This is a genomic window from Alishewanella sp. BS5-314 (assembly GCF_025377695.1).
GTDB lineage: Bacteria > Pseudomonadota > Gammaproteobacteria > Enterobacterales > Alteromonadaceae > Alishewanella > Alishewanella aestuarii.
In genome coordinates this window covers 1,964,641-1,988,979 of record NZ_JACEHJ010000002.1, presented here as the reverse complement: position 1 = coordinate 1,988,979, position 24,339 = coordinate 1,964,641, and the positions used below count along the sequence as shown (strand labels likewise).

At 52.1% G+C, this 24,339-nt stretch carries 28 protein-coding genes and 1 tRNA gene; 14 read left to right on the top strand and 15 right to left on the bottom strand.

What is annotated here, in order from left to right:
- Positions 1–2 precede the first annotated feature (2 nt).
- Both secF and H1D31_RS13775 read left to right on the top strand, forming a co-directional pair.
- Positions 3–950 (top strand): protein translocase subunit SecF, encoded by a 948-nt coding sequence (secF, locus tag H1D31_RS13780; protein WP_008951191.1) that lies wholly within the window; start codon positions 3–5, stop codon positions 948–950.
- A gap of 60 nt (positions 951–1,010) precedes the next feature.
- Positions 1,011–1,382 (top strand): rhodanese-like domain-containing protein, encoded by a 372-nt coding sequence (locus H1D31_RS13775; RefSeq protein WP_008951192.1) that lies wholly within the window; start codon positions 1,011–1,013, stop codon positions 1,380–1,382.
- Between the two features lie 31 nt (positions 1,383–1,413).
- Here H1D31_RS13775 and H1D31_RS13770 read toward each other — a convergent pair whose 3' ends face one another.
- Together H1D31_RS13770 and suhB are read right to left on the bottom strand one after the other, a co-directional pair.
- The gene (locus tag H1D31_RS13770) at positions 1,414–2,661 is read right to left on the bottom strand and encodes a mechanosensitive ion channel family protein (RefSeq protein WP_261259379.1); all 1,248 of its coding nucleotides are present in this window, start codon (positions 2,659–2,661) and stop codon (positions 1,414–1,416) included.
- Positions 2,662–3,051: 390 nt separating this feature from the next.
- On the bottom strand, positions 3,052–3,855 hold the full coding sequence (gene suhB / locus H1D31_RS13765) for an inositol-1-monophosphatase (RefSeq protein ID WP_008951194.1): 804 nt from the start codon (positions 3,853–3,855) through the stop codon (positions 3,052–3,054).
- Between the two features lie 217 nt (positions 3,856–4,072).
- Between suhB and H1D31_RS13760 the strand changes: the two genes are divergently transcribed.
- The 6 genes from H1D31_RS13760 (at position 4,073) to H1D31_RS13735 (ending at position 7,959) form a co-directional block, all read left to right on the top strand.
- Positions 4,073–4,804, top strand: a complete 732-nt coding sequence (locus H1D31_RS13760) for a complement resistance protein TraT (RefSeq protein ID WP_008607044.1) — start codon at positions 4,073–4,075, stop codon at positions 4,802–4,804.
- Positions 4,805–4,861: 57 nt separating this feature from the next.
- A complete protein-coding gene (gene traT, locus H1D31_RS13755; protein ID WP_261259378.1) occupies positions 4,862–5,614 on the top strand; it encodes a complement resistance protein TraT in 753 nt (250 codons plus the stop codon).
- Complete coding sequence (locus tag H1D31_RS13750; RefSeq protein ID WP_065954615.1) at positions 5,615–6,172, top strand: GrpB family protein; 558 nt, start codon at positions 5,615–5,617, stop codon at positions 6,170–6,172.
- Between the two features lie 54 nt (positions 6,173–6,226).
- On the top strand, positions 6,227–6,703 hold the full coding sequence (locus tag H1D31_RS13745) for a SixA phosphatase family protein (protein WP_065954614.1): 477 nt from the start codon (positions 6,227–6,229) through the stop codon (positions 6,701–6,703).
- Positions 6,704–6,785: 82 nt separating this feature from the next.
- Positions 6,786–7,619 carry an alpha/beta fold hydrolase gene (locus tag H1D31_RS13740; RefSeq protein WP_065954613.1) on the top strand — a complete coding sequence of 278 codons (834 nt, stop codon included), beginning with the start codon at positions 6,786–6,788 and terminating at the stop codon, positions 7,617–7,619.
- Positions 7,606–7,959, top strand: coding sequence for a PAS domain-containing protein (locus tag H1D31_RS13735; protein WP_008951201.1), 354 nt, complete (start codon positions 7,606–7,608; stop codon positions 7,957–7,959). The genes H1D31_RS13740 and H1D31_RS13735 overlap by 14 nt, the downstream gene beginning before the upstream one ends.
- Before the next feature lie 67 nt (positions 7,960–8,026).
- Here the strand turns inward: H1D31_RS13735 and purH are convergent, their stop codons facing one another.
- The 9 genes from purH to cutA all read right to left on the bottom strand — a co-directional run bounded on the left by purH (position 8,027) and on the right by cutA (position 17,016).
- Positions 8,027–9,610 (bottom strand): bifunctional phosphoribosylaminoimidazolecarboxamide formyltransferase/IMP cyclohydrolase, encoded by a 1,584-nt coding sequence (gene purH, locus H1D31_RS13730; protein ID WP_261259374.1) that lies wholly within the window; start codon positions 9,608–9,610, stop codon positions 8,027–8,029.
- A 168-nt stretch (positions 9,611–9,778) separates the two neighbouring features.
- On the bottom strand, positions 9,779–10,069 hold the full coding sequence (gene fis, locus H1D31_RS13725) for a DNA-binding transcriptional regulator Fis (protein ID WP_008607059.1): 291 nt from the start codon (positions 10,067–10,069) through the stop codon (positions 9,779–9,781).
- A 17-nt stretch (positions 10,070–10,086) separates the two neighbouring features.
- Positions 10,087–11,058 carry a tRNA dihydrouridine synthase DusB gene (gene dusB, locus H1D31_RS13720; RefSeq protein WP_008984489.1) on the bottom strand — a complete coding sequence of 324 codons (972 nt, stop codon included), beginning with the start codon at positions 11,056–11,058 and terminating at the stop codon, positions 10,087–10,089.
- A 253-nt stretch (positions 11,059–11,311) separates the two neighbouring features.
- Complete coding sequence (prmA, locus tag H1D31_RS13715) at positions 11,312–12,193, bottom strand: 50S ribosomal protein L11 methyltransferase (RefSeq protein WP_261259372.1); 882 nt, start codon at positions 12,191–12,193, stop codon at positions 11,312–11,314.
- A 129-nt stretch (positions 12,194–12,322) separates the two neighbouring features.
- The gene (accC, locus tag H1D31_RS13710) at positions 12,323–13,666 is read right to left on the bottom strand and encodes an acetyl-CoA carboxylase biotin carboxylase subunit (RefSeq protein WP_261259371.1); all 1,344 of its coding nucleotides are present in this window, start codon (positions 13,664–13,666) and stop codon (positions 12,323–12,325) included.
- Between the two features lie 15 nt (positions 13,667–13,681).
- Positions 13,682–14,143, bottom strand: coding sequence for an acetyl-CoA carboxylase biotin carboxyl carrier protein (gene accB / locus H1D31_RS13705; RefSeq protein WP_008607066.1), 462 nt, complete (start codon positions 14,141–14,143; stop codon positions 13,682–13,684).
- 18 nt (positions 14,144–14,161) lie between these two features.
- On the bottom strand, positions 14,162–14,620 hold the full coding sequence (gene aroQ, locus H1D31_RS13700; protein ID WP_008984487.1) for a type II 3-dehydroquinate dehydratase: 459 nt from the start codon (positions 14,618–14,620) through the stop codon (positions 14,162–14,164).
- Positions 14,621–14,885: 265 nt separating this feature from the next.
- Entirely contained in the window at positions 14,886–16,703 is a 1,818-nt protein-coding gene (locus H1D31_RS13695) for a protein-disulfide reductase DsbD (protein ID WP_261259370.1), read from the bottom strand.
- Positions 16,696–17,016 (bottom strand): divalent-cation tolerance protein CutA, encoded by a 321-nt coding sequence (cutA, locus tag H1D31_RS13690; protein WP_261259369.1) that lies wholly within the window; start codon positions 17,014–17,016, stop codon positions 16,696–16,698. The genes H1D31_RS13695 and cutA overlap by 8 nt, the downstream gene beginning before the upstream one ends.
- 169 nt (positions 17,017–17,185) lie before the next feature.
- Here cutA and H1D31_RS13685 point away from each other — a divergent pair, with 169 nt between their 5' ends.
- The 3 genes from H1D31_RS13685 to H1D31_RS13675 all read left to right on the top strand — a co-directional run bounded on the left by H1D31_RS13685 (position 17,186) and on the right by H1D31_RS13675 (position 19,827).
- On the top strand, positions 17,186–17,476 hold the full coding sequence (locus H1D31_RS13685) for a co-chaperone GroES (protein WP_008607071.1): 291 nt from the start codon (positions 17,186–17,188) through the stop codon (positions 17,474–17,476).
- 50 nt (positions 17,477–17,526) lie between these two features.
- A complete protein-coding gene (groL, locus tag H1D31_RS13680) occupies positions 17,527–19,161 on the top strand; it encodes a chaperonin GroEL (protein ID WP_261259368.1) in 1,635 nt (544 codons plus the stop codon).
- A 132-nt stretch (positions 19,162–19,293) separates the two neighbouring features.
- Complete coding sequence (locus H1D31_RS13675) at positions 19,294–19,827, top strand: DUF3016 domain-containing protein (RefSeq protein ID WP_261259366.1); 534 nt, start codon at positions 19,294–19,296, stop codon at positions 19,825–19,827.
- 56 nt (positions 19,828–19,883) lie between these two features.
- Here H1D31_RS13675 and H1D31_RS13670 read toward each other — a convergent pair whose 3' ends face one another.
- The gene (locus tag H1D31_RS13670) at positions 19,884–20,192 is read right to left on the bottom strand and encodes a prephenate dehydrogenase (protein WP_261259364.1); all 309 of its coding nucleotides are present in this window, start codon (positions 20,190–20,192) and stop codon (positions 19,884–19,886) included.
- A 173-nt stretch (positions 20,193–20,365) separates the two neighbouring features.
- On the opposite strand from H1D31_RS13670, the gene H1D31_RS13665 reads away from it, so the two are divergent.
- Positions 20,366–20,770: a MerC domain-containing protein gene (locus H1D31_RS13665; RefSeq protein WP_261259363.1), complete on the top strand. Its 405-nt coding sequence runs from the start codon at positions 20,366–20,368 to the stop codon at positions 20,768–20,770.
- A 32-nt stretch (positions 20,771–20,802) separates the two neighbouring features.
- On the opposite strand, the gene H1D31_RS13660 is transcribed toward H1D31_RS13665, so the two are convergent.
- From H1D31_RS13660 to rsgA, 3 genes are read right to left on the bottom strand one after another with little or no spacing between them, the layout of a single operon-like run.
- Positions 20,803–21,492, bottom strand: coding sequence for a glycerophosphodiester phosphodiesterase (locus tag H1D31_RS13660; RefSeq protein ID WP_261259361.1), 690 nt, complete (start codon positions 21,490–21,492; stop codon positions 20,803–20,805).
- Between the two features lies 1 nt (position 21,493).
- Positions 21,494–22,369 (bottom strand): archaetidylserine decarboxylase, encoded by an 876-nt coding sequence (gene asd / locus H1D31_RS13655; protein ID WP_065954604.1) that lies wholly within the window; start codon positions 22,367–22,369, stop codon positions 21,494–21,496.
- A gap of 34 nt (positions 22,370–22,403) precedes the next feature.
- Positions 22,404–23,438 carry a small ribosomal subunit biogenesis GTPase RsgA gene (rsgA, locus tag H1D31_RS13650; RefSeq protein WP_261259360.1) on the bottom strand — a complete coding sequence of 345 codons (1,035 nt, stop codon included), beginning with the start codon at positions 23,436–23,438 and terminating at the stop codon, positions 22,404–22,406.
- Between the two features lie 109 nt (positions 23,439–23,547).
- On the opposite strand from rsgA, the gene orn reads away from it, so the two are divergent.
- Entirely contained in the window at positions 23,548–24,096 is a 549-nt protein-coding gene (gene orn / locus H1D31_RS13645; RefSeq protein ID WP_261259359.1) for an oligoribonuclease, read from the top strand.
- A gap of 84 nt (positions 24,097–24,180) precedes the next feature.
- Positions 24,181–24,256: transfer RNA gene (locus H1D31_RS13640), tRNA-Gly, on the top strand.
- The last annotated feature ends 83 nt before the right edge of the window (positions 24,257–24,339 follow it).

Genomic DNA, 24,339 nt, shown 5'->3' with positions numbered 1-24,339 from the left:
CAGTGAGAATTTTTCGTTTCCAACAAGCGATCAACTTTATGCGTTTTAAATGGCCGGCATTAATGCTGTCGGCCTTGCTGGTGCTGGGTTCGCTCGGTCTACTGGCAGTAAAAGGCATTAACTGGGGGCTGGACTTTACCGGTGGTACCGTGATTGAAGCGGGCTTTAGCCAAAGCGCTGATCTGAGCCAGATCCGCACTGTGCTGGCGGAAAGTGGCTATCCGGATGCGGTGGTGCAGTATTTTGGTTCCAGCCAGGACGTGGCGATCCGCATCGCCCCCCGGGACGGCGTAGAACAAAGCCGGATCTCAAACGAGATTATGGCCGCGCTGGCGAAAACCAGTGACAGTCAGATTGAGATGCGCCGGATTGAGTTTGTTGGCCCTTCGGTCGGTGCTGAACTGCGCGAGCAGGGCGGCCTGGCGATGCTGGTCGCCTTACTCGGCATTCTGTTGTACGTCGGCATGCGCTTTGAGTGGCGCTTATCGCTGGGCGCGGTACTGGCGCTGGGCCATGATGTGATCATTACCCTGGGTCTGTTCTCGTTATTGCAACTGGAATTTGACCTGACGGTACTGGCGGCAATTCTGGCGCTTATCGGTTACTCGATTAACGATACCATAGTGGTATTTGACCGCATTCGTGAGAGTTTCCGTAAACTACGCGACTCCACACCGGAAGAAACCGTGAATGATGCTGTCACCTCAACCCTAAACCGGACGGTGGTCACCTCCTTAACGACCATTATTGTATTAATAGTACTGTTCACTATGGGCGGTGCGTTAATTCATAATTTCGCGACTGCTCTGTTATTCGGTATTGCGATTGGTACCTACTCCTCAGTGTTCGTGGCCAGTGGTATTGCGGTGCAGCTGGGTCTGAACCGCGAAGATATGCTGCCACCGCCGCCACCGGAAAAAGAAGGCGAAGGCACTGAGCCGCTGCTGTAATTCCAGCTGAAATATGCTAAAAATGCCAGTCAACGACTGGCATTTTTTTTGGAGTAACAGATGAGTAAGCAGCATGCACCGGGCTTTCTGGCCTTAGTTGAGGCGGCCAAAGCCCAGATCAAAGAGATCAGCATTGACGAGCTGTTACAACATCGCGAGCCTTATGTGTTACTGGATATTCGCGAAGATCACGAATGGCAGCAAGGCCACTTGCCAGAGGCGATGCATCTGGGTAAGGGCATTATTGAACGCGATATCGAGCAGACGGTAGCGGATAAAAAACAGAAGATCGTGCTGTACTGCGGCGGAGGCTATCGTTCAGCCTTATCAGCACAAACCTTGCAGCAGATGGGTTATCAGCAGGTATTAAGCCTGGCTGGCGGCTACCGCGAGTGGTGTGAACGCCAGCTGCCGCTGGTCAAGCCGCAGTAGGCTCCGGCGGCACTCTGACCTGACACGCGCCCTAGGGCGCGCTCAGTGCATTTTGCCAGCTGCGCATATCCATACCACTGGGATGCTGATAAACCTGTAAGCCAAACTCCGGCAGGATCGCCAGCAGGTGGTCAAAAATATCCGACTGAATACCCTCGTAATTGACCCAGGCCGTAGTATTGGTAAAGCAGTAGATCTCCAGCGGCAAGCCATCGGCAGAGGGTGCCAGTTGCCGCACCATCTGAATCATACCCTGATGTATACCGGCATGGCTTTGCAGGTAGCGCAGCACATAAGCGCGGAACGTGCCCAGATTGGTAATGCGGCGGGTATTCACCGGCTCCTGACCTTGCTCTGCCAGTTGCTGGTTCCAGTCACGGATCTCGGCTTCTTTCTCATCCAGATATTGCTTCAGTAAACGAAAGCGTTTCAGACGGTTAATCTCATCAGCTGTTAAAAAACGCACGCTTTGCTGATCCAGTTGTAAGCTGCGTTTAATCCGCCGGCCGCCGGATTGCTGCATACCGCGCCAGTTTTTAAAGGGATCTGTCATAAAGCGGCGGGTTGGGATGGTGGTAATGGTTCTGTCCCAGTTCTGGATTTTAACGGTATGCAATGCGATATCGATAACGTCACCATCGGCGTTCAACTGCGGCATTTCTACCCAGTCACCGACCCGGATCACATCGTTGGAGGAGATCTGCACGCTGGCAACCAGCGAAAGCAGAGTGTCCTGAAAGATCAGCATCAGTACTGCCGCCATGGCACCCAGCCCGGAGAGCAGTATTAACGGTGAGCGATCAAACAGCGCGGCAATCATCAGGATCACCGCCACCGCATAGATCACAATTTTCAGCAGTTGGATATAACCCTTAATCGGTTTGCTTTTGGCATCTTCGCGCCTGGAGTACAGGCTATTGACCAGCGTCAGCAGCTTACTCAGTGCCATGGCGATGGTTAGCACGACAAAAGCATTGGTAACATTGACCACCACCTGCACCAGCAGCGTCGGTAACAGCGGGATCTTATGAATTAAGGTGGAGATCACCAGCGCCGGTACCACATTGGCCAGGCGGCTGATAAAGCTAAAATCCAGACCACGTTGTTCGCACTGGGACTTTTGCAAGCCTAACAGTTTGAACACGGAGCGCAATAAAATATGCTTAACGATAAAATTAGCCAGCCATGACAGGCTAAGTAAAATAACCAGCCCCAGCCACATGGCAAGCTGGCCATGCGCCGCCGACCAGCTATCTAGCAGCGCCATTTGCTCTTGCATCTATTCCTCCTGATGTGACGAAACTGCCAGCGTCAATACGACAATAAAGCCTAAGTGTGCCTAGGGCGTGTTGACGTTTGCTGCTTGTTTTTGCAGCTGTTTGGCTGGTGTTTATACAAGGCAGAGCTTGTGATGTGTAGTTATTCTACATGAATAAGCGATAACGCAGTAGAAACGCCAGCCAAACGCTGCCCGAAGGGTTCGCGCTGGCGGCACTTTGCTCTTTGTCACTCGTCACTTATTTAGAATAACTAAACTGCGCTCCTCGTTTCGCGATCAAAGCGCCGCCAGTGCGAACAAAATCTAAGCAGTAAACGTCAACACGCCCTAAAATAGCAGCTAAAAAAAATCCGGCCTGAGCCGGATTTTCCAAATCAATGCAGGATGTTATTACTTTGCCAGGGTTTCTGACAGATGCGGGCGCATGCCTTTAACCATTGCCTGCAGCACTTTCGGGCTGGCAGCGACGATATTGCCGCTCTTCATATGGTTATTACCACCGGCAAAGTCACACACCATGCCACCGGCTTCACGCACGATCAGTTCACCAGCAGCGATATCCCATGGCTTTAAGCCGATTTCCCAGAAGCCATCAAAACGGCCGGCAGCAACATAGGCCAAATCCAGTGCGGCCGAGCCGGTACGGCGCATATCGGCGCAATCGGCAAAGAAGCTGTTAAAGATTTTGCTGTAGCTGTCTAAATGGTGTTTGGCTTTAAACGGAAAACCGGTGGCCAGGATAGTACCTTCCAGATCCGGTAAATTATTAACCCGGATGCGGGTGCCATTTAACTGGGCGCCGCGGCCACGTGAGGCGGTAAACAGCTCACCACGCAGCGGATCGAAGATCACTGCCTGGTCTAATTTACCCTGATGTTTTAAGGCGATAGAGACCGCGAAATGCGGGATGCCTTTGATAAAGTTGGTGGTGCCATCCAGCGGATCAATAATCCATTGGAATTCGCTGTCATTATTACCGTAATCGCCATGCTCTTCGCCAACAATACCGTGGGTTGGGAAGGATTTCTTTAATACAGCAACGATGGCCTGTTCAGCTTCACGATCAACGTTGGTGACGAAGTCGTTAGTGCCTTTCTGTAGTTTCTGAACCATGTCCAGCTGGCCACAGGCCCGGGCGATAACATTACCTGCGCTGCGCGCAGCACGGATTGCGATGTTTAACATCGGATGCATAGCGATTACCTTATTTGTAAAGAGCTGTATAAAGAACAATCAAAAGAGCGGCGCGTATTGTAGCGGCTACAGCAAAAAAGTAAAGCTAAAAGCAAGGTCTGCATCGCACTAACAGATATTTTTACGGGTGCTAATTTATTCAGAGCCAATTCAGTTTCGCTGGTCAGAATAAGCTAAAGTAGCAATAGTCAACACGCCCGAATGGATGAACCCAACCATGATCAAAAAAATTACCCTACTGTTGGCCGTCAGTGCCATGCTCAGTTTAACCGCCTGTGGTGCTTTACATACCTCAGTTGCGAAACGTAATCTTGATGTGCAAACCAAGATGAGTTCCTCAATTTTCCTCGAGCCGGTAGAGCCGGAGCAACGCACCGTCTTTGTTGATATCCGCAATACCTCGGATAAACCGGAATTTGATTTACGTTCACAGGTGGTTGCCAGCCTGCGCAGCCGGGGTTATCAGGTGATTGACAGTCCGTCACGGGCGCACTACTGGCTACAAGCCAATGTGCTACAGGTCGGGCGTAGTAATGCCCGTGAAACCCAGGGAGCGCTGGCTGCAGGCCCCGGCGCTGTTGGTGGCGCGGTAACAGGGGCGGTGATCCATCGCTCGACCGGTGGCTCTGTAGGGGGTACAGCTGGTGCCGCGGTAGCCGGTGCGGCGGTGGGTACCATAGTGGATGCCATGGTGCAGGACGTGTACTACAGCGTGATCACTGATATCCAGATTATGGAGCGCTTTGATGGCAAGGTGCAGGAGCGCTCTGAGCATACGTTATTGCAAGGTGATAGTGGCAGTACCCGCAGTACTTTTTCCCAACAAACCAATATGCGTAAATACCAGACCCGGGTGGTCAGCTCAGCCAATCAGGCTAACCTGAAGTGGGAAGAGGCCGCACCGTTATTAACCGACGGTCTGGCGCGCGCCCTGGCTGGATTGTTCTAAATGCGTTTGCTGGTACTGCTTCTACCAGCAATGTGGCTGCTTACTGGTTGTACGGCCATGCATACCTCGATCAGCAAGGGGAAGCTGGACGTACAGATGCGGATGAGTCAGACCATCTATCTGGACCCGGTGGAGCCAGAACAGCGCACGGTGTTTCTCGATATCCGGCAAACCGCCGCCGAGTACCAGCAGCCTTTGATGCGCGATGTGGCAGCCTTATTGACCGAGCGCGGCTATCAGCTGGTAAATTCTCCGGCAGCGGCGCAGTACTGGTTGCAGGTAAATATCCGTACTGTGCTCAATCAGCCGCCACAACAGGTGTTGCGAGAGCAGTATGCGATGACTGAGCAAGAAATTGCAGCCTTTATGCATCCGGGGATGGCGCCGCCAGAGCCAAAAGCGCCGCGGCAGCGCGGTGTGACTCCGGCGGTGATTTATGCTGATACCCAGTTGGGTTCTGATGTCAGTGGCCGAGATGTAGTGCGGGTACTGGCGGCAGTCGCTGTGATTGCCGGTGCTGAATACGTCGGTAATCAAATGGTCAAAGATAAGTACTATACCCTGTTGGCGGATATTCAGGTGGCAGAGCGTCTGGATCCATCGGCACCGGCGTTAGTGTTGGAGCAAAGCGAACATCGGTTAGTACAGGGCGATAGCGGCGAGCTAGAGCAGATGTGGGAAAATATGACAGATCGGCGTAAATACCAGGTCAAATTGCTCGGTTTTGCCAATAAGGCTAATCTGACCTGGCAGGAAGCGGAACCGTCTTTACATCAGGGCTTACTCCGTTCGTTATCCGGGATCTTTTAAATGAGCCAGTATTGGCGGCAGGCCAGCACTGAGCCGGTGAGGTTGTCCGACTGGCAGCCCGACTGGCCAACGCAGGCTGCTGCCGAGGCAGCGTGGTTAAAACAACGCTGGCCACAGTTTTTTTCCGGCCGCATCGAGCACTTTGGCAGTACTGCCATCCCGGGGATGCCGGCCAAACCCATTATCGATCTGTTAGTGGAAGTCGCGAGTCTGGCGCAGATCCGCGACCAGGCCGCGCCACTGATGGCGGCAGAGGGCTATCAGCTCTTTTGGCGGCCGAAGATCAAAGGCGAGCAGCAGATTGATTACCTCTGGTTTATTAAACGTAACGCTGATGGTCAGCGCAGCCATCATCTGCATATGCTAACGCCAGACTCGGAGCATTGGCAGAAGCTGGCATTTTGCCGCTATCTGCAGCAGCATCCGGATGAAGCGGCACGCTATGCCGAGCTTAAGCGCACTGCCGCGCAGCGTTTTGCCAACGACCGTCTGGCTTATAATAGAGCGAAAGAGGATTTTATCCGGCAATTGAGCGCCCGCATTGCTACCTCGCCATAAAAATGTCATTAATAGCGCGTTAAATAGGGCTTAGTTACGCACCCCGGACCTGCTATGAAAACCCTGTATTTTTTACGCCATGCCACCGCCGAAGTGATCCGCCCCGGCCAGCTGGATATTGATCGCTGTTTAATTGAAAAAGGCCGGCTGCAGGCACGCAAGGTGGCTAACTTTATGTTGAAGTACGACCTGACACCGCAGTTGGTGCTAAGCAGCCCTTACCCCAGAGCCAGCCAAACGGCGGCCATTGTCAGTAAGGTGGCCCGGTTACCGCAGGCAGAGGAACTGGATTGGCTGGCACTGGAAACGCCGACCAATCAGGCGCTAACCGCACTGCGGCAGGCCAGTGTTGCCTGGCCGCAGCAAGTGTTGTTAGTTGGCCATGAACCGGACTTCTCGGCGTTAATCAGTGCTTTGCTTGGCGCTGAGCAACCACTGCTAAAGGTACGCAAGGCCTCGTTAAGCTGCATTAGCCTGCAGCAGGACAGCGCCTGCTTGCAGTGGTCGATCCCGGTACGGTTAATGACCTAACTCTGCGAACTTTGTTTGCCTTCACTGTTGTTGTCGACTTTTGTGTTACACTCAACGGCATGACGTCGTTGAGAAAAAGACTATGCACGAGCGGGTTGAGCAGGAGTTACCGATCAGTCGGCGTTTGAATGCCAGAGTATTAGGCTCTGATGAGCAAACTTTAGTGCTGGTGCATGGTTTTGGTTGTGATCAGCAAATCTGGCAGAAGCTAATCCCGCTATTACAGTTGTTGCCAGTTAAGCTGGTGTTGCTTGATTTGCCAGGTTGTGGCAACAGCCGGGTCAGTGAAGAAGCGATCCCGGAATATCCTACGTTACAGGCCTTTGCTGATGATCTGCTGGCTTTGCTGGCTGAGCTGGAGTTGTCAGCAGTGACACTGTTGGCGCACTCGATTGGCTGTGCTATCGGGATGCTGGCGGCTATTCAGGCGCCACAGCGTTTTAGTCGTATTCTGGCGATTACACCCTCGGCGCGCTATCAAAATGCAGCGCCGGATTATATCGGTGGTTTTGAGGCGGCGGATATTGAACAGCTGCTACAGCTAATGGAGCAAAATCAGTTTGGCTGGGCTGGGCTGTTAGCGCCGCAGGTGTTGGCACAAACTGAACCCAGCGCCGTGACTGAGCAGCTTACCCAGAGTTTCCTGCACAACAATCCGGCATTTAGCCGGCATTTTGCCCGCCTGGTATTTTATGCTGATATTCGGGCCAGTTTGCCATTAGTGCCGGTACCGGTCAGTATTTTCTATACTCAGGCCGATATGATTGTGCCGCAGCAGGCGATTGACTATTTAGTCGCGCATTTGCCGCAGGCTCGTGCTGTGCCTCTGGCGGCCCGCGGTCATTATCCGCAGCTGACACACCCGGATTTAGTCGCGCAGCAACTGATGCGGGAGCTCGGTTATGGCCTTGTTTGAATTAGATCAGCTGCCGTGCGGTATTCTGACCTTATCGGCCAGACAAAAAATTCTTGCGATCAATTTACCGCTCCGCAGTTGGCTGGGGTATTCCGAGCAGTTTTTATTACAGCAGGATATCTACCAGTTATTGCCACCGGCCAGCCGGGTGCTGTTTCTGGCGCATGTGCTGCCGGCCATTCAGCAATACGGTAAGCTGAGTGCCTGCTACCTGCATTTTCGCAAGCAAAACGGCCATCAGTTAGAGATGTTGGTCAGCGGCCGGGCTTTGACGGAAGTCGGTGGTGAGTCGGGCTATCAGCTGGCGTTATTACCGGTGCCGCGCAAAGCAAGCAGCTGAATTGCAGTGACAGAGACAGCAATAAAAATGGCCGCAATTGCGGCCATTTTTGTATCTAAACCCAGGCTTAGTGGCGGAAATGCCGCACGCCGGTAAACACCATCGCCATACCGTGCTCGTCGGCGGCGGCAATCACTTCCGCATCGCGCATTGAGCCACCTGGCTGAATCACTGCAGTAATACCGGCAGCAGCAGCGGCATCAATACCATCGCGGAACGGGAAGAAGGCATCTGAGGCCATCACTGACCCTTTTACTTCCAGTTTTTCGTCTGCCGCTTTAATGCCAGCAATTTTTGCGCTGTAAACGCGGCTCATCTGGCCGGCGCCGACACCAATGGTCATGCTGTCTTTCACATAAACAATGGCGTTGGATTTGACAAACTTCGCGACCTTCCAGCAGAACAGCAGATCTTTTAGCTCTTGCGCTGTCGGTTGCCGTTTGGTCACCACTTTCAAATCCGACTCGCTGATGCGATGCTGATCGCGATCTTGCAGTAAGATACCGCCGTTAACCTGTTTAATATCCAGCGCCGGTGCCGCAGCGGCAAAGTCGCCACACACCAATAAGCGGACATTCGGCTTGCTCGCCACTACGGCAACGGCTTCAGCGCTGGCGCTAGGGGCAATAATCACTTCGACAAACTGACGGCTAACAATCTCTTGGGCGGTAGTTGCATCCAGCTCACGGTTAAAGGCAATAATACCACCGAAAGCCGAGGTCGGATCCGTGCTGTAAGCGCGGTTATAGGCATCCAGAATGTGCTCGCCAATCGCCACACCACAAGGGTTAGCGTGTTTGACAATGACACAGGCCGGCTCGGCAAACTCTTTGACACACTCCAGCGCTGCATCGGTATCCGCAATATTATTGTAAGACAGCGCCTTACCCTGCAGCTGCGTCGCGGTAGAGACTGAGGCCTCAGTGGCGTTGGTATCAACATAGAACGCGGCTTGCTGATGGCTGTTTTCGCCGTAACGTAAGTCCTGCTTTTTCACAAACTGGCTGTTAAAGGTGCGTGGGAAACGGCTGGCGGCTTCTTCGCTGCCATAAGCCGGTAACATGGCACCAAAGTAATTGGCAATCATGCCATCGTACTGTGCCGTATGCTCAAAGGCGCTGATCGCCAGGCTAAAACGGGTTTCTAAGGTGGTAGCGCCATTATTAGCGTTAAGCTCAGCCAGTACTTTCGGATAATCACTGGCATTAACGATAATGGTGACGTCCTGATGGTTTTTCGCTGCGGCACGTACCATAGTCGGGCCACCGATATCGATATTTTCTACCGCATCGGCTAAGGTGCAACCCGGTTTAGCGACCGTATTGGCAAAGGGATACAGGTTCACCACTACCAGATCAATAGCGCCAATATGGTTGGCTGCCATTACCGCTTCGTCGGTGCCGCGGCGCGCCAGAATACCGCCGTGAATTTTCGGGTGCAGGGTCTTTACCCGGCCATCCATAATTTCCGGATGACCGGTGTAGTCTGATACTTCAATCACGGCGATACCTTGCTCGGCCAACAGTTTGGCAGTACCACCAGTAGACAGGATCTCAACCTGCATTGCGGCCAGGGCTTTGGCAAATTCTACAATACCGGTTTTATCAGATACGCTTAATAAAGCGCGGCGCACAGGGCGAAGTGTATTCATCAGCGGGTTCTCTTTGTCACGGTTGTCGTCACGGTTGTCACAGAAACGAATGCTTGCTATTGCTTGCTTCAGGCTGGCTGCAGCTGCCAGCCTGCTATTTTGTCACTCAAGTTTAGCCAATAAAAAAGCACCCGAAGGTGCTTGTAGCGGGGCCGACCCCGCGTGGCATTATGACATGCCGTATTGTTTTAACTTTTTGCGCAGCGTGCCGCGGTTGATACCCATCAGGTTAGCGGCACGGGTTTGGTTGCCGCGGGTATACTTCATTACTTCTTCCAGTAATGGCCGCTCTAATTCAGATAATACCAGCTCGTACAGATCGTTAACGTCCTGGCCGTTTAACTGTTGCAGGTAATTGGCAACAGCTTTTTGGACGGCACTGGATAAGGCCTGTGGCTTTTCCTGAGACTGAACGTGGGCGTTAGTGATAAATGGCGAAGTAACGTTCGAATTAAACATTGCTTTTCTCTTTTACGTTAGGTTGCTGCTAGTTTATGAAAATAGCTATTTAAGGCATCCAGCTGCACATTGGCATGCTCAATACCGTTGAATTCACTACGAAATAACCCATCCGGATCATGCTCTGCCAGGTACCAGCCCACATGTTTGCGGGCGATACGGGCACCGGCATAGTCACCATATAACTGGTGCAAGCCCTGCACATGTTCCAGCATGATTTGCTGCACTTCGCTAACCGAAGGCGCAGCCAGTTTCTCCCCTGTTGCCAGATAGTGCACCACTTCCCGGAAAATCCATGGCCGACCCTGGGCCGCGCGACCAATCATAATGGCGTCGGCGCCGGTGTAGTCGAGCACGAATTGCGCTTTTTCCGGTGAGGTTATATCACCATTGGCGATGACCGGTATCTTCACCTGCTGCTTAATCGCAGCAATAGTATCGTACTCGGCTTCTCCTTTATACATACAGGCTTTGGTGCGGCCATGCACCGCCAGCGCCTGAATGCCGTTATCCTCGGCAATGCGGGCGATTTGCACGCCATTGCGATGTTCCGGGTCCCAGCCAGTGCGGATCTTCAGTGTTACCGGTACCTTAACGGCCTGTACCACTGCCCGCACGATTTGCTCTACCAGCTCCGGGTATTGCAACAGGGCTGAGCCTGCCAGCTTTTTATTCACCTTTTTCGCCGGGCAACCCATATTAATGTCGATAATATCGGCGCCGATGTCGACGTTATACTGCGCGGCGGCAGCCATTTGTTCCGGATCGCTGCCGGCAATTTGCACTGAGCGAATGCCAGACTCCTGGCGATGGCCCATCCGATTTTGTGACTTTTCGCTTTGCCAGACCTGCGGATTGCTCGACAGCATCTCTGACACAGCTAAAGCCGCACCAAACCGGCGGCAGAGTTCACGAAAAGTGTGATCGGTTACCCCAGCCATCGGAGCGCAGATCACCTGATTCGCTAACTGATATGGACCTATGCGCACCACTGATTCCAAGGCTCTGTCCTCAAGGGGCGCTAAGTTTACGGATTTTTACCACTAAAGCAAAGGCTGTTTTTTAAACAATTTTTGCTTTTTTTTGCCCTTTCAGGGATTGACATTCCCTAAAAGGCTGAAAATAAGTGTTTTCCGAAAAGCAGGCCCGCGAATTTACTGCATGTCATTAAAAGATAATTTAACTGTTGCTGTTTTTTGCAACAGTCGCCAGCAAAACATAATCGGCTGAATTGCGCCTGAATCAGGCGATTTTGCGCGCGCTTAAGCGCACCCATTCTTCCTGTACCGCGATAGGGTCAAACGCAAATTCGTTGGCATAGGCCGCCATGACGCTTTGTGCCTGACTCTCCAGAATACCGGATAACGCCAGTAAACCGCCCGGTTTAACATAGGCGCTAATAATGGCAGAGAGTTCCGCCAACGGGCCGGCCAGAATATTGGCCACCACCACATCGGCCTGTAAGCTGGGTTGATCTTTGGGTAAATACAGCTCAATTTGCCCGGCTACGCCATTGCGTTCGGCGTTGGCTTTAGAGGCCATAATCGCCTGCGGGTCAATATCGATACCGACCACCCGGCTGGCGCCCAGTTTCAGCGCGGCAATGCCGAGAATGCCGGAGCCGCAGCCAAAATCGACCACGGTTTGTGCCGGTTCGATATGCTGATCCAGCCATTGCATACAAAGTGCGGTAGTAGGGTGGGTACCGGTACCGAAGGCCAGGCCCGGGTCCAGCAGCACATTAACGGCAGTGGGGTCCGGAATTTCGCGCCAGCTGGGGCAAACCCATAAGCGCTTACCAAATTTAATCGGGTGGAAGTTATCCATCCACTCGCGTTCCCAGTCTTTATCTTCCAGCTGTTCCAGCTTATAGCTGAGGCCTTCTTTAAACAGCGCCGTGCTTTCTAGCTGCTTCAGCACTTTTTGCATCGGGTGTTCGGCATCGAATAAGCCCATTACCACGGTATTTTCCCAGTACAGGATTTCCCCCGGCAGCGGCTCATAAATTGGTGTATCTTTGGCATCAAGAAAGGTTACCGCCTGGGCACCCCAGCTCATCAGCATATCGCTGACCTGCTCGGCTTTTTTCTCAGTGGTGGTGACCCGCAGTTGGATCCAGGGCATGATAAAACCTCAGCTCGCCAATAAAGGGGCGATATTGTATACCCAAACGCCGCATTTTGCTCGTCACGAAACCAGGAAAATAAAAAAAGGAGCCATGCAGGCTCCTTTTTCACGGGCGAATACCGCGGCTTACTTAATACCCAGTTTCTTTTCCAGATAGTGGATATTGGTGCCACCTTGGCAGAAACCGGCATCGCGCATAATATCTTTGTGCAGCGGGATATTGGTTTTAATGCCTTCGACCAGTAACTCGTCCAGGGCGTTACGCATCCGGGCGATGGCGATATCACGGCTCTCACCGTAGGTAATCAGCTTGCCAACCATCGAATCGTAGTTTGGCGGTACGCTGTAATCGGCATAGATATGCGAATCCCAACGGATGCCATTACCACCTGGTGGATGGAAGCGGGTGATTTTACCTGGTGACGGAATAAAGCTCACCGGATCTTCGGCGTTAATCCGGCATTCCACCGCATGGCCACGGATCACGATATCTTCCTGCTTAATGGTCAGTGGCATGCCAGAGGCAATGCGTAGCTGCTCTTTAATCAGGTCAACGCCGGTGATCATCTCAGTAACCGGGTGCTCTACCTGAATGCGGGTATTCATCTCGATAAAGAAGAATTCGCCGTTTTCAAACAGGAACTCGAAAGTACCGGCGCCGCGGTAGTTCATCACCTTACAGGCATCGACACAACGACCACCGATAAAGGCACGCAGCTCTGGTGTAATGCCAGGTGCCGGTGCTTCTTCAACCACTTTTTGATGGCGGCGCTGCATTGAACAGTCACGTTCACCTAAGTGAATCGCATTGCCCTGACCATCTGCCAGCACCTGAATTTCGATATGACGTGGGTTTTCCAGGAATTTCTCCATATACACCATGTCATTACCAAAAGCGGCCTTGGCTTCGGCCTTGGTCATTTCAATTGAGCTAACCAGTTCTTCTTCACTACGCACCACGCGCATACCGCGGCCACCACCGCCACCGGCAGCTTTAACGATAATCGGGTAACCGATGCGTTTCGCGATCGCTTTATTAGTGTCCGCATCATCGCCCACTGCGCCGTCTGAGCCCGGTACACAGGGTACGCCGGCTTTTTTCATCGCTTCAATGGCGGAAACCTTATCACCCATCAGTCGGATCGAATCCGGGTGCGGGCCGATAAAAACCAGGCCGCTTTCTTCAACCTGTTGTGCGAAGTCGGCGCGCTCGGCTAAAAAACCGTAACCCGGGTGGATCGCCTGGGCATTGGTCACTTCGGCCGCCGCGATCAGCGCGGGGATATTCAAATAGCTTTGTGGTGACGGTGCCGGGCCGATACAGATAGTTTCATCGGCCAGCAGCACGTGCTTTAAATTACGGTCAACCGTGGAGTGCACGGCTACCGTCTTGATCCCGAGCTCTTTGCAGGCGCGCAGAATGCGCAGCGCAATTTCGCCTCGGTTTGCGATCAGGACTTTTTCCAGCATCAGTGCGTCCTTATCTTATTCGATAATAAATAGCGGTTGATCGAATTCTACCGGCTCGCCGTTTTCAACCAGAATTTCTTTTACCACACCGGCCTTGTCCGACTGGATTTGGTTCATCATCTTCATCGCTTCAACGATACAGAGCGTATCACCGACTTTGACGCTCTGGCCGACTTCAACAAAGTTTTTCGAGGTTGGCGAAGCGGCGCGATAGAAAGAGCCGACCATCGGTGATTTAACCACGTGACCAGACACCGCAGGTTGGGCAGCGGCTGGAGCTGCGGCCACAGGTGCAGCGGCAGGAGCGGCAACAGGTGCCGGAGCCGGGGCAGCATAATGCATCGGCGCTGGGGCATAGTGCTGCGCCGGGCCATTACGGCTAATACGTACCGACTCTTCACCTTCGGTAATTTCCAGCTCAGAAATGCCTGATTCTTCCAGCAGTTCGATCAATTTTTTAATTTTTCTAATGTCCATCTTTTTCGCCTGATTGAGTTAATTTTGGTTGTGTGGTCGTAACAGTGATACCGCCGCATCCAGAGCGTAGTGGTAGCCTCTGGCGCCCAGGCCACAAATGACCCCTTTGGCGATATCAGATAAATAAGAGTGTTGGCGGAAAGCTTCCCGGGCATGCACATTGGATAAATGTACTTCGATAAAGGGAATCGCCACTGATAACAGCGCATCACGCAGCGCAATGCTGGTATGGGTAAAGGCACCGGGATTGATAATAATAAAATCCTGCTGCTGATAACTTTGCTGAATGGCGTCAATCAATTGATGCTCGGCATTGGATTGTAGTGCCGTCAGCGTCACGTTAAGCTCTGCTGCTTGTTGTTGCAAGTCGGCGACAATTTGCGCCAGCGTTGCGGCACCATAGGTCGCAGGCTCCCGAATACCCAGCATATTCAGATTAGGGCCATTCAATAACAGAATGCGTAAATTCGCGGTCATTAATTAAGTTATCCTGTCTTTTCCCGGAAGATGTCAACAAGTGTTGCCGTAGCTGTTAGATGCACACTTTACGGCCAATTCGGGCACCTTGTCGATGCCTGTCTGACAGATCCGCGCCTTATTATAGTGAAATCGCCGCAAATGGCAGCAAAATACTGGTCTTATCAGCCAGTAGCCATCTGGATGGTTAGGATCTCGGCGACCTAAAGGGGGAGACAAGAGGAAAGGACACGGCTGCAGCCTGGCTTGCTGCAGCCGCTCATTATTATTGCATCATCGCCTGTAAATGATTAGCAAAGGCGCTGGCATTCATAAAGCCGGTGACGCGGCTTTGTTTAAGCTCGCTGCCATCGGGGGCGAAAAACAGTAGTGTAGGTAAACCCAACACCTGATAGCTATCCAGCAGCGCCTGATCTCTGCGGGTCATCCGGGTGACATCAATTTTAATCAGCCGCATCTGTGAGGTGAGGGCGGTAACCTCCGGCCTTGGAAAGGTCAGTTGCTCAAACTCTTTACAGGCCACGCACCACTCGGCATACAGGTCGACCAGCGCAAACTGGCCAGCCGCTTTCGCCCTCTCCAGCTGCAGCGCCAACTCATCGGCGTCTTTTACCACGATAAAGCCGAGCGCATTAATATTCTCGCCCTCCGCGCTTACCGTCGCTTGCGGCAGTGCCGGGCTGGCCGGGCGGTAATACTGTAAATTCAGCCAAAAGATACCCAGTAACAATAGCTGCGACAGCACTGCGACACCGGCCTTAGCGTTGACACTGCTCAGACTAAACAGCAGGCGGTATAAATAAAATACCAGCGCCAGCGTTAAGACGCTGCCAAGGGCTAATACGATCCAGAAAGGTAAAAAGCGCTCTAACAGGATCAGTGGCACCGCCAGTAACAGGAAGCCAAAGATATTTTTTACCGCGTTCATCCAGTTGCCGGCTTTTGGCAGCAGACGACCGCCGGAGGTACCGAGTAATAACAAAGGTAAACCCATCCCCAGGCTCAGCACGTAAAGCGTCAGGGCGCCAAGGGCCAGATCGCCGCTTTGCGCCACATACAACAGTGCCGCAGATAGCGGGGCCGTAGTGCAGGGCGAGGCAATCAGGCCGGATAACGCGCCCATCACAAAGGCGCCTTTTAGCGAGCCACCCTGTTGTTTGTTACTGACGCCAGCCACCTTTTCCTGCCAGCGGGTTGGCAATTGCAGATTAAAGACGCCAAACATCGCCAAGGCCAGCAGCACGAAAATCACCGCAGCGACGATTAATACGGCCGGGTGCTGCAATGCCGCCTGGAATTTTACGCCCAAACTGGCAACCACCAGCCCGAGCAAGGAGTAGGTTAGCGCCATACCCTGCACATAGGACATCGACAAGCCAAAGGCACGTTGGGTCGACAGCCGCTGGCCCTGGCCGACAATAATACTACTTAGAATCGGATACATCGGAAACACGCATGGCGTAAAGGACAGCCCTAAGCCGAGCAGGAAAAATACGCCCAGACTTACCAGCACTGAGCCTTCACTTAAGCGCTCCAATAAGCCAAACTGGCTGGATACCGGTGCTGTTGTCGCTAAGCTGGCGCTGGTTTCAGACTGGCCAGGCTGGGTCAGTGGAATTTCAATGGTCGTTGGCGGATAACACAGACCGGCTTCGGCGCAGCCCATAAACTGCACCCGAAAGAGTGCATCTTCGTCGATATCAGACAGCGGGATCTTCAACTGCAGCTGATGATAATAGACTTCGGTTTTACCAAAGAATTCATCCTCAATACTGATACTGGCCGGATAGCTTGGATGCGAAAAGCTGACCGCCACGCCGCCAAACTTAAACTTATCGCGATACATATAATAGCCATCGGCGATAGTCCAGCTTAGCAACAGCTCGTTATCTTGCTGGCGGTAGTCCAGCACAAAAGCTTGCTCTACCGGTAAAAATTGTGGCTGGCCCTGCAACAGGCTTTGCAGCACAGCATTATTATTCGTCGGGCTGGTTTGCGGGCTTTGCTGCTGCGCAGTCGCCGTGCTGGTTAGCAACAGGAACAGCAGGGGCAGCAGCAGTAGATAACAACAGCGTTTAATCACAGGTAACCTCATTAATCCAGGCGGCATAAGCCTGATTCAGCTGACAAAGCTCAACGGCGATAATTTCCGGCACAGCATACGGATGAATGGCGCTTATGGCTTGCTCAATTGCGGTAAAGTTCCGCTTTGGTGCTTTAAGTTGCAACTGAATTTCCACCGCTTGCTCCAGTTTGCCCTGCCAGATATAGCTGGATTGTACCGCGGGTAGCCGATTAACACAGGCCACCAGCCGCTGCTGTAATAGCTGGGAGGTAATGATGGTTGCCGTTGTCTCATCTGGGCAGTTACACAGGACCAGCAGATAATCACTCATATCAGACCTTGGTTTTTTGTTAGGTTAGCACCATTGTACGGTAAACCGTGGCCGCGTTTTGCGGAATTTTTTTCTGCCGGCCCTTGGAATTTTTTTCGGTTCGCCCCATATAGCGAGCACACAAAATTTAACTGTCACGTTAAAACCCAAACGCTTTAGGAGATAGAGCATGAATATTCGTCCATTACATGATCGTGTCATCATCAAACGTACCGACGCTGAGAGCAAGTCTGCCGGTGGCATCGTTCTGACTGGTGCTTCCGCAGAAAAATCAACGCGCGGTGTCGTAGTAGCAGTGGGCAATGGTCGTATTTTAGATAACGGCGATGTGAAACCACTGGACGTTAAGGTTGGCGACAAGGTTCTGTTCGGTGCCTATGTAGAGCGCACTGAGAAAATTGATGGTCAGGAATATGTGATCACCAAAGAAGATAACATCTTAGGTGTGATCCTGGATTAATTCCCTTTCCCTTTTCTGATTAACAATTAACGACTTTTAAGGATACAAAAATGGCTGCAAAAGACGTACGTTTTGGCGATGAAGCCCGTAACAAGATGCTGAAAGGCGTAAACATTCTGGCAAACGCAGTGCGCGTTACTTTAGGTCCAAAAGGCCGTAATGTGATTCTGGACAAATCTTTCGGTTCACCTCTGATCACCAAAGACGGTGTGTCGGTTGCCAAAGAAATCGAGCTGGAAGACAAGTTCGAGAATATGGGCGCCCAGATGGTTAAAGAAGTGGCGTCTAAGGCCAATGACGAAGCCGGTGACGGTACCACTACCGCTACGGTACTGGCACAAAACATTATTAACGAAGGCGTAAAAGCCGTGGCTGCCGGTATGAATCCAATGGATTTAAAACGCGGTATCGATAAGGCCGTGATCGCCGCAGTAGCCGAATTAAAAGCCCTGTCACAGCCATGTGCTGATAGCAAAGCTATTGCTCAGGTAGGTACTATCTCTGCTAACTCTGATGATGAAATTGGTCAAATCATTGCCAATGCCATGGACAAAGTAGGTAAAGAGGGGGTGATCACCGTTGAAGAAGGCCAGGGCCTGAACAACGAGCTGGATGTGGTTGAAGGTATGCAATTCGACCGTGGTTACCTGTCTCCGTACTTTATCAACAACCAGGAAGCAGGCCAGGTTGAACTGGATAACCCATTTATCCTGACTGTGGATAAGAAAATTTCTAATATCCGCGAATTACTGCCGGTACTGGAAGGCGTAGCCAAATCAGGTAAGCCACTGCTGATTATTGCTGAAGACGTCGAAGGCGAAGCCTTAGCGACCTTAGTTGTTAACAATATGCGCGGCATCGTCAAGATCTCTGCCGTGAAAGCACCAGGCTTTGGTGACCGTCGTAAAGCGATGCTGCAGGATATCGCTACCCTGACTGGCGGTACCGTGATTTCTGAAGAAATCGGTATGGAACTGGAAAAAGCCACGCTGGAAGACTTAGGTACAGCTAAGCGCATCGTGATCACCAAAGACAATACCACTATTATCGATGGTGCCGGTGAGCAGGCGGCGATTGACGCCCGCGTCAAGCAAATCCGTCAGCAAATCGAAGAGGCGACCTCTGACTACGATAAAGAAAAACTGCAAGAGCGTCTGGCCAAGCTGGCTGGCGGTGTCGCAGTAATCAAAGTCGGTGCTGCCACTGAAATCGAAATGAAAGAGAAGAAACACCGCGTAGAAGACGCCTTACACGCTACCCGTGCTGCGGTAGAAGAGGGTGTAGTTCCTGGCGGTGGTGTCGCACTAGTGCGCGTAGCGGCCAAACTGACTGGCTTAACCGGTGCCAACGAAGATCAAACGCACGGTATTAAGATCGCACTGCGCGCAATGGAAGCACCACTGCGTCAGATCGTATCTAACGCCGGTGAAGAGCCATCAGTAGTCGTCAATAAGGTTAAAGAAGGTACCGGTAACTACGGTTATAACGCTGCGACCGACGTGTACGGCGATATGCTGGAAATGGGTATCCTGGATCCAACCAAAGTGACCCGTTCTGCACTGCAGTTCGCTGCCTCTGTTGGCTCGCTGATGATCACTACCGAAGCGATGGTAACTGAGCTGCCAAAAGAAGAGAAGCCAATGCCAGATATGAGCGGCATGGGTGGTATGGGCGGCATGATGTAACCCGCTGATTTTAAATAAATAAGCCCTGACGGAAACGTCGGGGCTTTTTTTTAGCTATTCAGCTTGCATAAACTTTGCGCAATCTATACTTTTAGCGCAATCTTAGGAAAGGTTTCTACCGGGAGAAAGACAATGCGTAATCATTTAATCGCCTTAAGCCTTATTACGGTGTTGGGCATCGGCCAGGCCGCTGCTGCCGAGGTGCAGGTCAGCTTCAAGGAACCGGAAAAATTTACGGATATCCGGCCGACCAATGACACCCGTAGCCGTTATCAACAGCGGGTACAGACCGCATTTGAAAAAATGTTTAACGACATGGCGGCGCAGATGCCAGAGGGTTATCAGTGGCAAGTGACCATTACCGATATCGATCTGGCGGGTGATGTCGACTACTTTGCCGGCACTGGCGGTCAGGCACTGCGGATTATTAAAGATGTGCACTCTCCGGCAGTACGTTTTAGCCATGTGCTGCGGGACCAACAGGGTGAGGAAGTACTGAGTGGTGACGAGCGCTTGCGTGATATGGGCTTTTTACAGCGCATCAGCCGGCCGAGCGCCAGACCCGAGTTTGAATACGAAAGAGTGATGCTAAACGACTGGTTTACTAAGAATGTGCAGCCAGCCGTCACCCAGCATGCTGCCGTTACGCCGAAAACTGCACAATAATACCGCAGTTTTCCCGCAGTAATCCATCCAGCCGGCAAACTTGCCGGCTGTGTCGCTTACGCCTTTACGGCTGCACGGAACTCAGTCAGGGTTTTATGTAACAGCTGTAGCTGTTGCACGACCCGCTGTAGTGTGCTGGTATTAAATTGCTGGTTATGGCGGATCGCCGCTACCTGTTCCGCGGTTTCAGCCAGGTACGGCATAAAGCGGTTGCTCTCGACTCTGAAACCGGCATCTTTACTAAAGACCGTCTGATATTTGGCCTGGCCTTGTTGTTGTAACTGCTCCAGCAAGGCATCCGCATCTAACGCCTTACGATAAAGCTCTTTCAGGTTTTCATCCAACTGTTGTAGCAAGTTTTCCATTGATCATGTCACTTCGTGTTTCAAGAGCCTTATTATGCCATAGTCTGGCTATTGCTGGCGCAGCCGGCGTACTTTTTTGGCGGGTGCTGTGCAATCTGCGGTTTGCAATTACAGTGCTTTGTTATATTATATCGTCTCGAGACAACGCTCGGAGCGACGATAGGGGTTCGGTTGTGCTGGCAAAGGCAAGGCTATTATTTGATAAGTTCGGTATTATGGTCACATCACTCTGTGCCATTCACTGTATTTTATTGCCGGTGATCCTGCCTGTATTACCGCTGCTGGGGTTAACCGCCGCCCATAACCATGCCTTTGAAGGTTTTGTGCTGTTATTTACCATGGTGCTGGGCTTTATTACGCTGTTTATCGGCTTTCATCGTTATCATCGTAAACTCTATCCGTTTTACTCGCTGTTCTTAGGTGGTTTTATTTACTGGCAACGTGATGCCTGGGGGCATGAGTACGAGCATTTAATTCTGGTGATTGGCGCCTCGCTCGTCGTGTTTGCCCATATTATGAATATGCGGCTTTGCAATCAGTGCAATAGTTGTGAAACTGAAGATAAAAAACCTGCTTAATGCAGGTTTTTTATCGTCAGATATTTGCAGTTTTATGTCAGAAGCTTGCGGCTGCGCGCTGGATAATTAGTAAAAACCCCATCAACACCCAGTGCCTTTAGCCGTGCTAAATCATCTGCCTCATCAACGGTATAAACATAAAGCTGTAGTTGCCGGGCTTTGGCATCGGCAACCAGCGCCGCGTCGATAAAACCGGCATCACAGTGCACTGAGTATGCCTGCAATTGCGCAGCAAAGGCGCAATTGTCGGTGGGCAGTGAAGCCGTCAGGGCACCGGTTTTTAGCTCAGGCCGCGCTGCTTTAATGGCAGCTAGCAGTTTATGATTAAAGGACGAAATCAGCAGGCTGTTAAGATCATAGTTCAGCTCACGCTCAGCGCGCTGCAGCAGCTTTAGCAAAGGTTCGAGCGTATCCGCGCCCTTTAATTCGATATTTAGCCAACAGCGGCCCTGTACCAGCTGTAGCACCTGCCACAATAGCGGGATCGGTTCGCCAGCCCCGGCGTCGATAGTGGCCAGTTGTACCAGGCTATGCTGGTAAATACTGCCGCGGCCATTGGTGGTGCGCTGTAAATGCGGATCGTGGATCACAATCAGTTCGCCCTCTACCGCAAACACATCCAGCTCAATGGCATCTGCGCCCTGGGCTAAGGCCTGACGAAATGCCAGCAGCGTATTTTCCGGATACTCGCCACTGGCGCCACGATGCGCAATAATCTGCATCTTAGTCCGCCGACTTGGTTGGCTTAATATTGGCAAAGGCAGTGCCCATGCGGGTGACTGTGCCCGGCTGCTGGTCAGCTAAAAAGTCGATGCTGCCATGCGGGAACGCCAGGATCACGGTAGAGCCCAGTTTAAAACGGCCCATCTCGGCACCTTTTTCCAGCCTGATGCTGTTTAAGCCCTCAGCCGGATACTGCCAGCGAAATACTTCTTTACCCGTCGGTGGTGTGACGGTGCCCGCCCAAACCGTTTCGATACTGGCCACGATAGTGGCGCCAACCAATACCAATGCCATAGGGCCCAATTCGGTATCAAAAATGGTCACCACCCGCTCATTACGGGCAAACAGATCCGGGACATTTTCAGCGGTCAGCGGGTTTACTGAGAATAGCTCGCCCGGTACATAGATCATCTCGCGCAGGGTGCCGCTGACCGGCATATGGATACGGTGGTAATCTTTGGGCGCCAGGTAAATCGTAGCGAATTTGCCACCGGCAAAAGGCTCTGCGGTTTCGGCTTTGCCACCAAGCAGACTTTGCAGGCTATAATCGTGGTTTTTCGCCTGCACCAGCTGGCCAGCAACGATATCGCCGAGCTGGCTGATGACACCGTCTACCGGGTGCGCGACGATGGCAGGATCGGCGACCAGCGGCCGGAGACCGTCTTTCAGTGGCCGGGTAAAGAACTCATTAAAGCTGGCATAGTCACTGGCTTTTTCGTGCCGGGCTTCCTGCATATTGATCTTATAGGCTTTGATAAACAGGCTAATCAGGGCATGACTGATAAAACCCAGTTTCGCTGCGGCCAGATAACCCACCAAACGTGATAACAGGTGCTTGGGTAACAGGTATTGCAGAGTGATTTTAAATTTATCCATAAGATGTCAGCTACTCGTATTAAAAGACTAAAAGTTAAAAATAATGCGGTTTATCCTGCGCCATACTGTGCAGGATTTTCTGGTAACTCTCGTAGCGCAGCGGGCTGATCTCGCCCTCTGCCACCGCATGTTGTATGGCACAGCCCGGATCGGTCAGATGCTTACAGTCGCGGAACTTACACCGGCCCAGCCAGGGCCGGAACTCGATAAAGCCGTTGGTCACTTCCTCCGGTGACAAATGCCAGAGTGCAAACTCGCGAATACCCGGTGAGTCAATCAGCTTGCCGCCTTCCGGCAGGTGATATAGCCGGGATACCGTCGTGGTATGCTGGCCCAGACCTGATACTTCCGATACTTCCTGTGTCGCGGCCGCCAGGCCCGGCATCAGCGTATTCATTAGTGATGACTTGCCGACGCCCGACTGGCCAACAAAGATGCTGGTACCGCTATGCAGATACTGTAGCAGCTCGGCCATACCCTGACCGGTTTTGGCGCTAACCAGCAGACAGGCGTACCCCATCTGCCGGTACAGTTGCAGTTGCTGATCGAGCGCCTGTTGTTCAGTTTCGGGCAATAGGTCGACTTTATTAATCACCAGTAGTGGTTTAATGCCGGTGATCTCTGAGGCCACCAGATAACGGTCGATAATATTTAACGACAGTGCCGGCAGGATTGCCGAGACAATAATCATTAAATCGATATTGGCGGCAACCGGTTTTAAACCATCATAAAAATCCGGGCGTAGCAGTACCGAGTGCCGTTCTGCCACTGCTTCAATTACGCCATCAATGCTGCCGGTCGGTTGTTTGCTGCGGCGCCAGCTGACCTCGTCGCCGGTGACCACCGAACTGATGGTGCGGCGCATATTACAGCGTACCACAGCACCGCTGGCATCTTCGACATCGGCATGCTGGCCGAAGCGGCTAAGCACTAACCCCGGTTCCGGCGGGTGCAATAGAGCGTCGTCCCAGTCACTGGCACTGGCTTTATTGCTGCGTTTTAGCCGCCGCTGCTCATTGTCGGCAATACGTTGATGCTGGCGTTGATTCAGGTGTTTTTTCTTGGTCACGGTTTACCGTTTTGCTGGCTTTAACTATCACAGTTGGTTTCTGGGGTGTATCATACCTGTAAAGCGCCCGCGGACAAAGCCATCTGGCTTCGATATAGCTGAGGAAACTATGGCAGTAAATGATACTAATCTGATTTGGCTGGATCTGGAAATGACCGGCCTGGAACCGAAAACCGACGTCATTCTGGAAATGGCGACCATCGTTACCGACAGTGAGTTAAATATTCTGGCCGAGGGCCCGGTATTTGCGATTAAGACGGCGGACGAGATTCTGGATAATATGGACCCCTGGTGTGTAGAGCAGCATGGCAAGAGCGGTTTGACTGCCCGTTGTCGTGCCAGTACGGTGACGCTGGCAGAGGCCGAGCAGCAAACCATCGCTTTTTTAAGCCAGTATGTGAGCAAGGGCAAATCTCCGATGTGCGGGAACAGCATTGGTCAGGACCGGCGTTTTCTGGCGGAGTATGCGCCAGAGCTGGAGGCCTTTTTCCACTATCGTAATTTAGACGTTAGTACGGTAAAAGAACTGGCGCGGCGCTGGCATCCGGAGGTACTGCAGAAGGTACAAAAGAGCAGCAGTCATCTGGCGCTGGACGATATCCGCGAGTCGATTGCTGAATTAGTCACCTATCGCCAATATTTTTTTCGTTTACCCTGAAAAAAACCTTGCATCGGGCGACTGATTTTGTAAAATGCGCGCCATCAGACGCAAGATTAACCTCGTTAATCACTGCGACCCGATGCGAGTTTAGCTCAGCTGGTAGAGCGCGACCTTGCCAAGGTCGAGGTCACGAGTTCGAACCTCGTAACTCGCTCCAAATTCAACACAAAGCAGCCTAATGGCTGCTTTGTCGTTTCTGACGTCTGAGCCGAGTTGCGCTGCTAGCGCCGATGTTGGCCT

What these genes read in the sequence shown, in the direction of transcription:
- H1D31_RS13775 (WP_008951192.1), top strand. Translation starts at nt 1,011, where the DNA reads ATGAGTAAGCAGCATGCACCGGGCTTTCTGGCCTTAGTTGAGGCGGCC.
- H1D31_RS13770 (WP_261259379.1), bottom strand. Translation starts at nt 2,661, where the DNA reads ATGCAAGAGCAAATGGCGCTGCTAGATAGCTGGTCGGCGGCGCATGGC.
- suhB (WP_008951194.1), bottom strand. Translation starts at nt 3,855, where the DNA reads ATGCATCCGATGTTAAACATCGCAATCCGTGCTGCGCGCAGCGCAGGT.
- H1D31_RS13760 (WP_008607044.1), top strand. Translation starts at nt 4,073, where the DNA reads ATGATCAAAAAAATTACCCTACTGTTGGCCGTCAGTGCCATGCTCAGT.
- traT (WP_261259378.1), top strand. Translation starts at nt 4,862, where the DNA reads ATGCATACCTCGATCAGCAAGGGGAAGCTGGACGTACAGATGCGGATG.
- H1D31_RS13750 (WP_065954615.1), top strand. Translation starts at nt 5,615, where the DNA reads ATGAGCCAGTATTGGCGGCAGGCCAGCACTGAGCCGGTGAGGTTGTCC.
- H1D31_RS13745 (WP_065954614.1), top strand. Translation starts at nt 6,227, where the DNA reads ATGAAAACCCTGTATTTTTTACGCCATGCCACCGCCGAAGTGATCCGC.
- H1D31_RS13740 (WP_065954613.1), top strand. Translation starts at nt 6,786, where the DNA reads ATGCACGAGCGGGTTGAGCAGGAGTTACCGATCAGTCGGCGTTTGAAT.
- H1D31_RS13735 (WP_008951201.1), top strand. Translation starts at nt 7,606, where the DNA reads ATGGCCTTGTTTGAATTAGATCAGCTGCCGTGCGGTATTCTGACCTTA.
- purH (WP_261259374.1), bottom strand. Translation starts at nt 9,610, where the DNA reads ATGAATACACTTCGCCCTGTGCGCCGCGCTTTATTAAGCGTATCTGAT.
- fis (WP_008607059.1), bottom strand. Translation starts at nt 10,069, where the DNA reads ATGTTTAATTCGAACGTTACTTCGCCATTTATCACTAACGCCCACGTT.
- prmA (WP_261259372.1), bottom strand. Translation starts at nt 12,193, where the DNA reads ATGCCCTGGATCCAACTGCGGGTCACCACCACTGAGAAAAAAGCCGAG.
- accC (WP_261259371.1), bottom strand. Translation starts at nt 13,666, where the DNA reads ATGCTGGAAAAAGTCCTGATCGCAAACCGAGGCGAAATTGCGCTGCGC.
- accB (WP_008607066.1), bottom strand. Translation starts at nt 14,143, where the DNA reads ATGGACATTAGAAAAATTAAAAAATTGATCGAACTGCTGGAAGAATCA.
- aroQ (WP_008984487.1), bottom strand. Translation starts at nt 14,620, where the DNA reads ATGACCGCGAATTTACGCATTCTGTTATTGAATGGCCCTAATCTGAAT.
- cutA (WP_261259369.1), bottom strand. Translation starts at nt 17,016, where the DNA reads ATGAGTGATTATCTGCTGGTCCTGTGTAACTGCCCAGATGAGACAACG.
- H1D31_RS13685 (WP_008607071.1), top strand. Translation starts at nt 17,186, where the DNA reads ATGAATATTCGTCCATTACATGATCGTGTCATCATCAAACGTACCGAC.
- groL (WP_261259368.1), top strand. Translation starts at nt 17,527, where the DNA reads ATGGCTGCAAAAGACGTACGTTTTGGCGATGAAGCCCGTAACAAGATG.
- H1D31_RS13675 (WP_261259366.1), top strand. Translation starts at nt 19,294, where the DNA reads ATGCGTAATCATTTAATCGCCTTAAGCCTTATTACGGTGTTGGGCATC.
- H1D31_RS13670 (WP_261259364.1), bottom strand. Translation starts at nt 20,192, where the DNA reads ATGGAAAACTTGCTACAACAGTTGGATGAAAACCTGAAAGAGCTTTAT.
- H1D31_RS13660 (WP_261259361.1), bottom strand. Translation starts at nt 21,492, where the DNA reads ATGCAGATTATTGCGCATCGTGGCGCCAGTGGCGAGTATCCGGAAAAT.
- asd (WP_065954604.1), bottom strand. Translation starts at nt 22,369, where the DNA reads ATGGATAAATTTAAAATCACTCTGCAATACCTGTTACCCAAGCACCTG.
- orn (WP_261259359.1), top strand. Translation starts at nt 23,548, where the DNA reads ATGGCAGTAAATGATACTAATCTGATTTGGCTGGATCTGGAAATGACC.